The sequence below is a fragment of the Streptococcus anginosus genome, assembly GCF_001697145.1.
GTDB lineage: Bacteria > Bacillota > Bacilli > Lactobacillales > Streptococcaceae > Streptococcus > Streptococcus hominis.
In genome coordinates this window covers 1,560,169-1,573,387 of the sequence record NZ_CP012719.1, presented here as the reverse complement: position 1 = coordinate 1,573,387, position 13,219 = coordinate 1,560,169, and the positions used below count along the sequence as shown (strand labels likewise).

The 13,219-nt window shown below is 39.4% G+C and carries 12 protein-coding genes; 11 read left to right on the top strand and 1 reads right to left on the bottom strand.

What is annotated here, in order from left to right:
* The first annotated feature begins 30 nt into the window (after positions 1 to 30).
* The 7 genes from scrK (at position 31) to SanJ4206_RS07625 (ending at position 6,384) form a co-directional block, all read left to right on the top strand.
* On the top strand, positions 31 to 930 hold the full coding sequence (gene scrK / locus SanJ4206_RS07655) for a fructokinase ScrK (protein WP_037582535.1): 900 nt from the start codon (positions 31 to 33) through the stop codon (positions 928 to 930).
* Positions 931 to 994: 64 nt separating this feature from the next.
* The gene (locus SanJ4206_RS07650; RefSeq protein ID WP_022525146.1) at positions 995 to 1,405 is read left to right on the top strand and encodes a peptide deformylase; all 411 of its coding nucleotides are present in this window, start codon (positions 995 to 997) and stop codon (positions 1,403 to 1,405) included.
* A 156-nt stretch (positions 1,406 to 1,561) separates the two neighbouring features.
* Entirely contained in the window at positions 1,562 to 2,020 is a 459-nt protein-coding gene (locus tag SanJ4206_RS07645; RefSeq protein ID WP_004224071.1) for a MarR family winged helix-turn-helix transcriptional regulator, read from the top strand.
* Positions 2,013 to 3,779, top strand: a complete 1,767-nt coding sequence (locus SanJ4206_RS07640; protein WP_003027425.1) for an ABC transporter ATP-binding protein — start codon at positions 2,013 to 2,015, stop codon at positions 3,777 to 3,779. Before SanJ4206_RS07645 ends, SanJ4206_RS07640 begins: the two co-directional genes overlap by 8 nt.
* The gene (locus tag SanJ4206_RS07635) at positions 3,769 to 5,529 is read left to right on the top strand and encodes an ABC transporter ATP-binding protein (RefSeq protein ID WP_003027423.1); all 1,761 of its coding nucleotides are present in this window, start codon (positions 3,769 to 3,771) and stop codon (positions 5,527 to 5,529) included. The genes SanJ4206_RS07640 and SanJ4206_RS07635 overlap by 11 nt, the downstream gene beginning before the upstream one ends.
* A gap of 209 nt (positions 5,530 to 5,738) precedes the next feature.
* On the top strand, positions 5,739 to 6,053 hold the full coding sequence (locus SanJ4206_RS07630) for a PTS cellobiose transporter subunit IIB (protein WP_022525145.1): 315 nt from the start codon (positions 5,739 to 5,741) through the stop codon (positions 6,051 to 6,053).
* Positions 6,054 to 6,063: 10 nt separating this feature from the next.
* On the top strand, positions 6,064 to 6,384 hold the full coding sequence (locus tag SanJ4206_RS07625; RefSeq protein WP_003027417.1) for a PTS cellobiose transporter subunit IIA: 321 nt from the start codon (positions 6,064 to 6,066) through the stop codon (positions 6,382 to 6,384).
* Positions 6,385 to 6,517: 133 nt separating this feature from the next.
* Here SanJ4206_RS07625 and SanJ4206_RS07620 read toward each other — a convergent pair whose 3' ends face one another.
* Complete coding sequence (locus SanJ4206_RS07620; protein WP_003027414.1) at positions 6,518 to 7,915, bottom strand: glycoside hydrolase family 1 protein; 1,398 nt, start codon at positions 7,913 to 7,915, stop codon at positions 6,518 to 6,520.
* Between the two features lie 143 nt (positions 7,916 to 8,058).
* On the opposite strand from SanJ4206_RS07620, the gene celB reads away from it, so the two are divergent.
* The 4 genes from celB (at position 8,059) to SanJ4206_RS07600 (ending at position 13,163) form a co-directional block, all read left to right on the top strand.
* Positions 8,059 to 9,327, top strand: a complete 1,269-nt coding sequence (celB, locus tag SanJ4206_RS07615) for a PTS cellobiose transporter subunit IIC (protein WP_003027411.1) — start codon at positions 8,059 to 8,061, stop codon at positions 9,325 to 9,327.
* Between the two features lie 33 nt (positions 9,328 to 9,360).
* Positions 9,361 to 10,086 carry a GntR family transcriptional regulator gene (locus SanJ4206_RS07610; protein WP_003027408.1) on the top strand — a complete coding sequence of 242 codons (726 nt, stop codon included), beginning with the start codon at positions 9,361 to 9,363 and terminating at the stop codon, positions 10,084 to 10,086.
* 32 nt (positions 10,087 to 10,118) lie between these two features.
* The gene (manA, locus tag SanJ4206_RS07605) at positions 10,119 to 11,063 is read left to right on the top strand and encodes a mannose-6-phosphate isomerase, class I (protein ID WP_022525144.1); all 945 of its coding nucleotides are present in this window, start codon (positions 10,119 to 10,121) and stop codon (positions 11,061 to 11,063) included.
* A gap of 252 nt (positions 11,064 to 11,315) precedes the next feature.
* Entirely contained in the window at positions 11,316 to 13,163 is a 1,848-nt protein-coding gene (locus SanJ4206_RS07600) for an APC family permease (RefSeq protein WP_003027404.1), read from the top strand.
* Positions 13,164 to 13,219: the final 56 nt, after the last annotated feature.

Sequence of the window (13,219 nt, the reverse complement as noted above, 5' to 3'; positions counted from 1 at the left end):
GAAGAAAACAAAATTAAAAGAGGTTTTGAAATGACAAAATTGTATGGAAGCCTAGAAGCTGGTGGTACAAAATTTGTGTGTGCAGTTGGGGATGAAAAATTTGAAGTAGTTGAGAAAACACAATTTCCAACGACCACACCGATTGAAACGTTGGATAAGACGATTGCATTTTTCTCTCGTTTTGAGAATTTAGCCGGTCTTGCAGTTGGTTCTTTTGGACCGATTGATATTGACCCTAATTCAAAAACGTATGGTTTTATTACAACGACACCTAAACCACACTGGGCAAATGTCGATATTGTCGGTGCTTTGCGACGTGCTTTAAATGTACCGATTTACTTTACGACAGATGTTAATAGCTCTGCTTATGGTGAAGTAGTGGCACGAAATAATGCAGGCGGACGAATTGAAAATTTGGTCTATTATACTATTGGAACGGGAATTGGTGCTGGCGCCATTCAACGTGGTGAATTTGTTGGTGGGACGGGTCATCCAGAAATGGGACATTACTACGTTGCAAAACACCCAATGGATGTAGAAAAAGAATTTAATGGGGTGTGTCCTTTCCATAATGGCTGTTTAGAAGGGCTGGCTGCTGGACCTAGTTTAGAGGCTCGGACAGGTATTCGAGGTGAAAATATTGAACTAAACAGTTCTGTTTGGGATATTCAAGCCTACTACATTGCGCAAGCAGCAATTCAAGCAACGGTGACATTCCGCCCTGATGTGATTGTCTTTGGTGGAGGTGTTATGGCGCAACAGCACATGTTGGATCGTGTTCGTGAAAAGTTCACAGTTTTGTTGAATGGTTATTTGCCTGTTCCAGATGTGCGTGATTACATTGTGACGCCAGCAGTTGCAGGAAATGGGTCAGCAACACTTGGAAACTTTGTCTTAGCTAAAAAAGTCAGCGAAAAAGCCAAAGGATAATTGAGTAATTGAGAGCAAGTGAGTGAATATTGAATAAGCTTGCTCTTTTTTGATGAGAAAGAAAATGATTAAACCAATTGTAAAAGATATGTTGTTCTTGCAGCAGAAAGCACAACCAGCATGTAAAGAGGATGTCGGAATTGGACAAGATTTGTTTGATACCTTAAAAGCAAATCAAGATAAGTGTGTCGGCATGGCAGCCAATATGATTGGAGTTCAGAAACAAGTTATTATTTTTATGTATGGTATGGTGCCTGTTATCATATTCAATCCTATTTTGAAAAGAAAGTTATCTCCTTACCGAGCGGAAGAATCCTGTTTGTCACTTGCGGGTAGTCGTTTGACGACTCGTTATAAGGAAATTACAGTTGACTATTTGGATCAGCATTGGCAAAAGCAAACACTGACTTTGAAAGATTTTCCCGCACAAATCTGCCAGCATGAACTGGATCATTTGGAAGGGATTTTGATTTAATAATCTGACGACTCAGCTTTTATAGAGCTGAGTTTTAATTTGTTTGGAAATTAGTTCTCATAGAAACTTTTTCCTTGACATTCACTTAGAATATAGTAAAATAGTTCTCATGAAAACCATTTGGTTCTCTAGAGAACTATTTGAAAGGAAGTCAAAATGGAAAAACCATTATTGGAATTCAAGCGATTTGGGCGAAAAACGCATCTTATGATTCAAAAGATTGCCAAAGAGCGAGGAATTGAATTTATGGCGGGTCCACAGGGGCAGGTATTGCATTTTGTGAACCACCGCGAAGATTGTGACAAGATGACCTTTATTAAAGATATTGAGCAGGAGTTGGGCATTACTAAGTCCGTTGCCAGTAATTTAATGAAGCGGATGGTGAAAAATGGCTTGATTTATCTGGAAGTGAGTGAGACCGATAAACGCGCTAAGATTATTCGTTTGACGCCGGAATCAAAAGAACGCATGGATAAAATTCGTGATTTCTTTGATGAAATGGATCGTTGTCTGTTAGCTGGCGTTTCAGAAGAGGATCTGGTCATTTTTTTTCAGGTAATGGGAAAATTTTACCAGAATATTGAAAAATTAGAAGAAGGAGAAACGAATGTTTAAATTATTTAAACGTTTAACTGCTAAAGAAGTAGGGATGATTGTCATTAGTATCTTGTTTACTTGTTTAACAGTTTATTTGGAATTAGAGGTTCCAACTTATATTTCAAAAATTACGGAACTCCTACAGACGAGAGGGACAGTAGTTTCTGACCTGTGGAATCCAGGTTTGAAAATGATTGGCTTATCTTTTGCGAGCTTTCTAAGTGCAGTAGTAGTTGGCTTTATAGCGGCTAGATTAGCAGCTAGCTTTACGACGAGTTTGCGGTCGGATATTTTCAATCGTGTACTGGATTATTCAGATGCCGAAATTAAGAGATTTTCTATTCCGAGTCTTTTGACCCGGACAACCAATGATCTTACGCAAATTCAACTTATGATTACAATGGGCTTGCAAGTTGTGACTCGTGGACCGATTATGGCGATTTGGGCGATTACGAAAATCATTGGGAAATCAGAATATTGGCTCTGGGCAGTTATTGTGGCGGTAATTGTGAATATTATCATGACAACAGTTCTGATGACGCTTGCCTTTCCAAAGCAATCCGTTATTCAACGGTTGACTGATAAGTTGAACAGTATTACGCGTGAAAGTCTAACAGGGATTCGTGTTGTTCGGGCTTACAATGCTGAAGACTATCAAGATGACAAGTTTGCAGGAGCCAATGATGAAGTGACTCGTTTGAATCTCTTTGTCAGTCGTCTCATGGCAATTTTAAATCCAATTATGATGGGGATTTCGAGCGGATTGACTTTAGCGATTTATTGGATTGGGGCTTACTTGATTCAAGACGCAGCTTTACCAGAGCGATTGCCTATCTTTAGTGATATGGTAGTCTTTATGTCTTATGCCATGCAAGTGGTAATGGGCTTCATGCTCATGGCGGCTCTTTTTATCATTCTACCTCGTACCTTGGTGTCTGCTGGACGGATTAATGAAGTGCTTGATTTATATTCAACGATTGAGTCTCCAGAACACCCTAAAGAAGCTAAAGATATTAAAGGAGAAGTGGTATTTGACAATGTGTCTTTCCGCTATGCTAAAAACTCTGAGGCTGTCATTGAGCATGTCAGCTTTACAGCAAAAGCAGGTGAAACCGTAGCTTTCATTGGTTCAACCGGTTCTGGGAAATCTACTCTAATTAGCTTAATTCCTCGTTTTTATGATGTGACAGAAGGAAGAATTTTAGTAGACGGCGTAAACGTCAAAGATTATCAGCTAGAAGATTTGCATAATAAAGTTGGCTACATTCCACAAAAAGCTGTCCTCTTCTCTGGTGATATAAAGAGTAATTTGGACTTTGGACAAAGCAATGAAAGTCCATTGGATGATGAAAAAATGTGGGCTGCGTTGGACTTGGCACAAGCGAAATCATTTGTTGAAGAAAAAGAAGGTGGTCTGCACTCAGAGGTCGCACAAAGCGGGACCAATTTCTCTGGTGGGCAAAAGCAACGTTTGGCAATTGCGCGTGCGCTTGCTCGCAAGCCTGAAATTTTGATTTTTGATGATTCATTTTCAGCGCTGGACTATAAGACAGACCGCATTTTGCGGGAAGAATTAGCGAAAAAAGTGAAGGACACAACCAGATTGATTGTGGCGCAGCGGATTTCAACGATTATGGATGCTGATCAGATTTTGGTACTGGATAAAGGAAAAGTAGTCGGTCAGGGTACTCATAAAGAATTGCTGGCAACGAACGCAGTTTACCAAGAAATTGCTTACTCACAATTATCAAAGGAGGAATTGGAAAATGGAAAATAAAAAATCATCTTTATTTAGCCAAGTGAAACCTTATCTCAAAGGTTTTCAGCTTCCATTGCTCATTGCATTTGTGGGAGCGGCAGTGTCTAGTATTATTACAGTTTATGGACCGGACAAATTAAAAGAAATTACCAACCTTATCACAGAGGGAATGCGAAGTCAGATTGATTTGAAAGCAATCTCCAACATTGCTCTTTTCCTAGCGATTTTGTATGCAGCAGGTGCTTTGTTAAATTACGTTCAATCTTTTATCATTTCATCTGTTATTCAGCATTTCTCCAAGCGTTTGCGGACTGCTATTGCTGAAAAAATCAATAAATTACCATTGCGGTATTTTGACAGCCATTCTCAAGGGGATACTCTTTCACGGGTCACCAATGACGTGGATACGGTCGGACAGTCTTTGAACCAAAGTTTAGGAGCAGTCATATCCTCAAGTTTACTTCTTATTGCTGTTCTCTTTATGATGTTTTACAACAATGTCATCCTTTCCTTTGTAACGATTGGCTCAGTCTTGATTGGCTTTGTCTTTGTTGCTTTGATTATGGGCAAATCTCAACGATTTTTTCGAGCACAACAAGAAAATCTTGCCAGCGTTAATGGCTATGTAGAAGAAATGTACTCTGGGCATAATGTCATTGTCAGCTACAATGCCGCAGAGGAATCTAAAGCAGCCTTTCAAACGCTCAATACGAATCTTTACAACAGCATGTGGAAATCCCAATTTATTTCAGGGATTATGATGCCGCTTATGATGTTTGTAGGGAACTTCGGTTACGTTATGGTTGTTTTGGTTGGAGCGAGCATGGCCTTGAATGGCGATGTCACTATGGGAACGATTGTTGCCTTTATGGTGTATGTACGGACTTTCTCTCAACCGTTGTCACAAATTGCGCAAGGGATTACCACTCTTCAACAAGCTAGCGCTGCTATGGGACGCGTGTTTGAATTTTTAGCAGAGCCTGAAATGGAAAACGATGAGCACAAGGCGCAACAACTCACGACCTTAAAAGGCGATGTTGCCTTTGATAATGTATTCTTTGGTTACAATCCAGATCGAACGATTATTCATGATTTTTCTGCCAATGCAAAAGCAGGGCAAAAGATTGCCATTGTCGGTCCGACCGGTGCTGGGAAGACGACGATCGTCAATTTGCTGATGAAATTCTATGAGATTGAGAAAGGGCGGATTACGATTGATGGTATTGATACGAAGCAAATGAAACGCTCTGAGGTACATGATGCCTTCTCCATGGTTCTTCAAGACACTTGGTTATTTGAGGGAACGATTAAGGAAAATTTGATTTACAATCAGAAAAATATTTCTGACGAAGCAGTTGTGGCAGCTGCCAAAGCTGTTGGGGTTCATCACTTCATTAAGACTTTGCCAAAAGGATATGATACGGTGCTGGACGATACTGTGAGCCTCTCTGTTGGGCAAAAGCAATTGCTAACCATTGCGCGTGCCCTTCTTAAGGATGCTCCATTGCTTATCTTGGACGAAGCGACTTCATCTGTTGATACACGGACGGAAGAGCTGATTCAAAAAGCGATGGATAAACTAATGGAAGGACGGACTTCCTTTGTCATTGCTCACCGTTTGTCAACGATTCGTAATGCTGACTTAATTTTGGTTATGCGAGATGGCAATATCATTGAACAAGGCAATCACGAACAATTGATGGAACAAAACGGCTTCTATGCTGATCTTTACAATAGTCAATTTGATGAAGACGCAGAATATGCGTAAAGGAAATGACAAACGATAAATTGCAATAGGGACTCTTTCTAGTCAAAATTTGACCGGAAAGAGTTTTTTGTTATTAAATTTTTTGAAAAGTATAATCTTTATATATAAAAGACTAGACATTTAACAAAAACTGTGCTATACTAATATCAATGATAGGTAATTCGTTAATAAAAAATTACCTAATATACAATATTTTAAGGAGAATTTTCATGGCAAAAGCGTTAATTATCTGTGCGGCAGGGATGTCTTCCTCTCTTATGGCAAAAAAGACAACTGAATACCTTCAAGGTCAAGGACAAGACATTACCGTTGAAGCAATTGGTGCAACAGAAGGAAATAAAGTGATTGAATCTGCAGCGTTTGATCTTTATTTAATTAGTCCTCAAACAAGAATGTATTTCAAACAATTTGCTGACCTCGGTGAAAGAGTTGGACGCCCAGTTGTTCAAATTCCGCCTCAAGCCTATGTGCCTATCCCAACAGGGGTCGCAGCCTTAGCCAAAGTGGTAACGGACAATCTATAAAGAGGGTTTTATGAATACAGAAGAATTACAAGTAGCAGCGTTTGAAATCATTCTTCATAGTGGAACGGCGCGTGCAACAGTACACGAAGCATTTGCAGTGATGCGTCTTGGTCACTACGATGAAGCCTCTCAAAAATTGGAAGCTGCGAATACAGAGTTGGTTGAAGCGCATCACGCGCAAACGAAATTGTTGCAAGATTATGCAAGTGGTGTTGAGATTAAGATCGAGATTATCATGGTTCATGCACAAGACCATTTGATGACAACGATGACATTACGTGAAGTGGCATTAGAAATGCTTGAATTATATAAAAAGCTAGAAGAAAAATAATTTATTGCTAAACCTCCTAAGAATAAACTTATAACATTTGTGCAAACTAGTTACATGTTATAGGTTTATTTTTTATTTTTAAGATAACTCAAACTCCCCAAGGGTTCCGATACCTTGGGGAGTTTTGCTAAATTCAATCTTCAAAACCGTTTTTGTCAGACAGTTCTTTAAAGAAATAACCCGATTTTTTAATCGTTCGTTTACCTTGTTGGTCTAGGTCAACGGCAATAAGTCCATAGCGATTTTTATAGGCATTGCACCAGGACCAATTGTCCATACAGGTCCAGAGATGATAACCAAGGCAGTTAGCTCCTTCGTTAATTGCTTGATGAAGGTAACGGAGATGATCTTTGATAAAGTAAATACGGTAATCGTCCTCGATTTGACCATTGGCATTGATATAGCGCTCCTCACCTTCAACGCCCATACCATTTTCTGAGATGTAGCAAGGAATATTACCGTAGTTATCACGAACGTTAATCATAATATCGTAAATCCCTTTTTCATAGATTTCCCAACCGCGATAAGGGTTCATTTTTTTATTCGGCATATCGTAGTAGTCAAAGAAATCATCTGGCATAGGATTCTGCGGATCTTTACCGGCAGGATTTTCTTTTGCTTTAACCCGACGTGGCTGGTAATAATTGACACCAAGCAAATCAATGGTGTTTTCTTTAATAGTCTGCAAATCCTTACTTGTGTGTTCTGGCACCATGTCTAATTCCTTAATAAGGGCAATCAAGTCAGCCGGATATTCGCCCTTGATAGCAGGATCTAAGAAAGAGCGGTTAAAGAAAGCATCCGCAATCTGAGCAGCTTTGACATCTTCGGGATTGTTTTCATCACGCGGATAGCTTGGAGTTAAGTTAAGGATGATCCCGATTTTTCCGTCTTGGTTTTCATGATAGGCTTTGACAGCTAAGCTACTGGCGAGCATTTCATAAAAAGCCACTTGAACAGCGTGTTTCATGTTGACTTCGTTAGGATAATGGAAGTTATAGAGGTAGCCACCTTCAACAGGGACAATCGGCTCGTTATGTGTAAACCAATATTTGACACGGTCTCCAAATAACTCAAAGCAGGTTTTTGCGAAATTTACATAAGCATCAACCGTTTCCCGATTGAGCCAACCGCCTTTTTCTTGCAGTGCCATTGGCATGTCAAAATGGTACAAGTTGATAAATGGCTCAATACCATTTGCAATCAGTTCATCAATGAATGAGTTGTAAAAATCCACAGCTTTTGGATTAACAGCACCAACGCCTTCAGGGATTAGGCGACTCCATTGGATAGAAGTGCGGAAAGAATTATGCCCTGTTGCTTTCATCAATTGCACATCTTCTTTGTAATACTGATAATTATAAGAAGCTTTATCTGGGCCAATATGATTGAAGAATTTTTCGGGCTCTTTATCGTACCAATAGTCCCAGATATTCTCTCCCTTTCCGTCCCCCTCAAAACGCCCTTCTGTTTGCGGACCGCTGGAAGCAGTCCCCCAGAAAAATCCCTTTGGAAATGTTAGAAATGTCATATATTTTCTCCTTTAAAAAATTCTCTATAATATAATTCTATACTTTTTTAGAAAAAAGTCAATCTTTTATTAAAAAAGTATAGACATTTTACAAAAAATATAGTATAGTTAGAGTATCAAAAAAAGAAAAAGAGGGAAGATTGATGAACAAGTTTCTAGATCAAATCGGTGATAAGTTGTTGCCATTGGCAAACAAGCTCGCTTCCAATCGTTATTTGGCTGTTTTACGGGATGCTTTTATGCTCTCCTTTCCATTAACGATGTTTGGCTCAATCGTAGTAGTATTTAACAATTTGCCATTTTTTAATGATGCAACGAAAGCAACTTTATCTAATCTGTTTGGTAGCGGTCAAAGTGCAACAATGTCTATTATGACAGTGTTTGTAACGTTTGGTATTGGCTATTATTTATCAAAATCTTATGATGTAGAGGGAATCTTTGGAGGAGCCGTTTCCTTTTCTAGTTTTCTTCTTTTGACACCTTTTTATACCATGTCAGAAAAAGGTGAAAAAATTTCAGGCGTCTTGAGTTTAAACCGTTTAGGGGCAAAAGGGATGTTCCTTGGAATGCTGGTTGCATTTTTGGCAGCGGAAATCTACTGCTGGGCAACGAAAAAAGGTTGGCAGATTAAAATGCCAGACAGCGTTCCGCCTGCAGTAGCCAAGTCGTTTGCGGCTTTGATTCCTGCCGTATTGACTCTTTCCATATTCTTGTTTGTCAATGCTGGTTTGACAGGATTTTTCAATGCAAATCTTCATGATATTATTTATAAGGTTATTCAAACGCCGCTGGTTGGCTTGGGAAGTAGTATCTGGGCAACTTTAGTGGCAATCTTCTTTGTTCAATTTTTATGGTTCTTTGGACTTCATGGACAAATTCTTGTTAATTCTGTCATGGATCCAATTTGGAATACATTGATGTTGGATAACTTAGAGGCTTATCAGGCTGGCAAGCATTTGCCACACATTATTTCCAAATCATTTATGGAAACCTTTACTGTTGGTTTAGGTGGTTCTGGGATGACGCTAGCTGTAGTTATCATTATGGCTTTTATTCTGAAAAAGAAAATGTATAAGGACGTTGGACGACTTGCTCTTGGCGCGGGGTTATTCAATGTCAATGAACCAGTTATCTTTGGCTTGCCAATCGTTTTGAATGCGACTATTCTGATTCCATGGGTTTTAGCACCGATTGTTGTGACTGCGTTTAACTATATTGTGATGGCAGTAGGAATTGTTCCAGCTCCAACAGGAGTGGCAGTTCCTTGGACGGTGCCCGTATTCTTTAGCGGAATGCTAGCAACCAATTCCATTTTAGGTGGTGTCCTTCAGTTAGTGGATATGGTGATTGTTGGATTGATCTGGTATCCATTCCTTCGTATGCTGGACAAACAACCTGATTCTGTATTATAATGAGATGAAAGACAGATTTGCAGGAGCTATCTTATGCCTAAATACGAAGAAATCGCCAATATACTTCGAGATAGAATTGCAAGTGGAGTCTACCCAGTAGACTCCATGTTGCCTATTCAGTCCGAATTATCAAAAGAATTTGGCGTCAGCCGAATGACCATCAAAAAAGCCGTTGAGATTTTAACCATTGAAGGACTCATTTTTTCTAAACAAGGAAATGGAACGAGAGTGTTAAATTCCTCCTTTTGGGATAAAGAAGATTCAAAATTTCGCTTGAATAACTACAATGGCTTGAGTCAAGATTTAAAAAATGATGAGCGAAAATTAACGAGCCAGATTATTCAATTTGCAGTTGAATTTCCAGAAGCTGATCTTGCAGAGCGCCTGCAAGTGGAAGTAACGGCACCGGTTTACAAAATCATACGTTTGCGTCTGTTGGATGAGCAACCTTATGTGTTGGAACACACGTATATGCCGTGTGACTTGGTACCAGGATTGAATGAGGAGATTTTGCTTCAGTCTATCTATGCTTATCTATGGGATGAGTTAAACTTAAAATTTGCCGGGAGTTATCGCCATATCACAGCTGAAAAGCCAGATGAATATGACAAAACCTATTTAGCTTGCCAAGAGACAGACCCGATTTTACAGGTGGAGCAAGTTGTTTATCTGGAAAATGGACGTCCGATTGAATATTCGAGAAGTCGCAATCGCTTTGACACGAGAGGATATTCTCTTTTAGATGTTAAAAATATTTAAGTCATTATTTGTACAATGAAAAGGAGGAAATGATGTCAGAACCATTATTTTTACAATCTGTTATGCATGAAAAAATCTGGGGAGGAACGAGGCTACGAGATGAATTTGGCTATGAAATTCCCAGTGATAAAGTAGGCGAATATTGGGCGATTTCGGCTCACCCGCATGGCGTATCTACCATAAAAAACGGTCGTTTTGCTGGTACGGGCTTAGATCAGCTCTATGCAGAGCATCGAGAGTTATTTGGTAATAGTAGTGAGCCTGTTTTTCCGCTTTTAACCAAAATTTTGGACGCTAATGATTGGTTGAGTGTTCAGGTTCATCCAGATGATCATTATGCTATGGAGCACGAAGGAGAATTAGGAAAAACGGAGTGCTGGTATGTGATTGCTGCAGATGAAGGAGCAGAAATTATCTACGGGCACAATGCCAAATCACGAGAAGAATTACGCCAGCAGATTGAAAAGAAAGAATGGGACAAGCTCTTAACCAAAGTGCCAGTCAAGGCTGGAGATTTTTTCTATGTTCCAAGTGGTACTATGCACGCGATTGGCTCAGGTATTTTGATTTTAGAAACGCAACAGTCTAGCGACACTACCTATCGTGTCTACGACTTTGACCGAAAAGATGCTAAAGGCAATCTGCGCGAGCTGCATTTGGAAAAGTCCATTGATGTGCTCAATATCGGTGCGCCAGCCAATAGCCGCCCAGTTACGCTGAAAGCAGATGATTTGACGTCAACGCTTTTAGTAGCTAGTGATTTCTTTGCTGTTTACAAATGGGAAGTATCAGGAAAAGTGGATATCGAGAAAACAGTTGCTTATTTACTAGTAAGTGTGCTAGCAGGGCGAGGTGTGCTGACCGTAGATGGAGAAACGTATCCAATCGCAAAAGGAGACCATTTTATCCTGCCAAGCGATGTGGAAGCATGGACTTTTGAGGGACAAGACCTTGAAATGATTGTTAGTCATCCGTAATAGCTTTTATAGAACATCAGAGGTTGAGGAAAAGTCCTTGACCTCTTTTATCATAAGGTAAAGCATTATGGCGTAGTTCTCTACTGTTCTACAGATTTTTAAAGGTATCTGTGAAACAATCCTATCTGTATAATCCTTATATTTTTGCAGGAATTGTCAGTTATATTAAGAAATGATGTCATTTTCAGAAAACGTTGATACTATTTCAGAAAAGCGTTATAATAGCTGATATTGAAAATTTAGGAGAAAAAGATGTTTTCCAAGTTGAAGAATATTTTTATTGGTCGACCTTTAAAATCAAGCGATGAGGGAGATGAAGGGAATTTACTCACTAAGCTACAAGCCTTGGCTATGCTGTCAAGCGATGCTCTGTCTTCGATTGCCTATGGTCCTGAACAAGTTGTTTTGGTTTTGGTATCCGTATCTGCTGGTGCAATTTGGTGGTCTTTGCCAATCGGTATTGTGGTGCTGATTTTGCTGGCTAGTTTAACCATTTCATATCGTCAGGTGATTCATGCTTACCCACAAGGCGGTGGGGCTTATATGGTCACAACGGAAAATCTTTCCCCTAAAGCTGGTCTAGTTTCAGGTGGTAGTTTGCTAGTTGATTATATGTTGACAGTAGCGGTATCTGTTTCGTCTGGTGCGGATGCGATTACGTCAGCAATTCCTGCTTTGCATCCGTACAATTTGCACATTTCGATTATTTTAGTGTTGGTTTTAATGCTAATGAACTTACGCGGACTGCGAGAATCTGCGGTTTCTCTGATGATACCAGTCTATTTGTTTATTGCAAGTACTGTTTTCTTGATTGGCTTTGGTTTATTGCAATTATTACTGGGGAACTTATCCTACCATGCAACAGCTCCTATCGGAAAATCTATTTCGGGTGTCAGCTTAGTGCTCCTGCTACGCGCTTTCACGAGTGGTTCGGCTTCTCTGACAGGTGTGGAAGCTATTTCAAATTCTGTACCATTTTTCAAAACACCCAAAGCTGAAAATGCAGCGAAAACCTTGGCAATTATGGCAGCCATTTTAGGTTTCATGTTTGCTGGTATTACTTTTTTAAACTACTGGATTGGCATTGTTCCGGTAAAAGGCGTTACAACGCTCGCTCAAATGGCGCAAGCTATTTTGGGAAATTCACCTGTTGGACGACTTCTATTTTATATTTTCCAATTATCAACAGCTCTCATCCTTGCTGTAGCGGCTAATACAGGCTTTTCGGCCTTTCCCATGTTATCCTACAATATGGCAAAAAATAAATATATGCCACACATGTATATGGAAAAAGGAGCACGCCTTGGTTATTCAAATGGGATTCTGACTTTAGCTATCGGTGCTATTCTTCTTTTGCTAATTTTTAATGGGAATACTGAACGGCTCATTCCACTTTATACCATTGGTGTATTTGTGCCTTTTGCTCTTTCTCAAACGGGAATGGTCGTGCATTGGCGCAAGCAGTATGGAAAACATTTCTTGAAATATTCAGTAGCAAATATTTTAGGCGCTGCTATTTGTTACACCATTGTAGCAATTTTGCTACTTTTTCGTTTGCGAGATATTTGGCCATTCTTTCCGATTATCATCGTTTTATTATGGATTTTCTTGAGTATCAAAAATCATTACAATAAAGTGGCGAAACAGCTACGTTTGAATGAAGAAATTGAACACGTAGACTATGCAGGAAATCTGGTTTTGGTGCTTGTTGGAAATGTCACGCGTGTTAGTGTCGGTGCGATGAATTATGCGCGTAGCATTGGTGATGAGGTGATTGCCATGCATGTATCTACCAAAGAAACACAAGAAAAAGATGAAGAAGTAGCCAGTGAATTTAAACAATATTTTCCAGATATTCAATTTGTAAATGTGGAAACAAGCTACCGTAATATCATCAGACCAACCGTACAGTATGTAACAAAAATCGCTCGTGGTGCGCAGAAGAAAGGTTATACCGTAACGGTATTAGTGCCACAGTTCATTCCAAATCATAGTTGGCAAAACATGCTACATAATCAAATGAGCTTGAAATTGAAATATTTCCTCAAATGGCATGAAAATGTCGTTGTAGCCAGTTATTCTTATCACTTAAAAGAGTAAGAACATAAAACGGCAGTTTTGAATGGAACTGCCGTTTTTATCCTTTTATTTTCTTG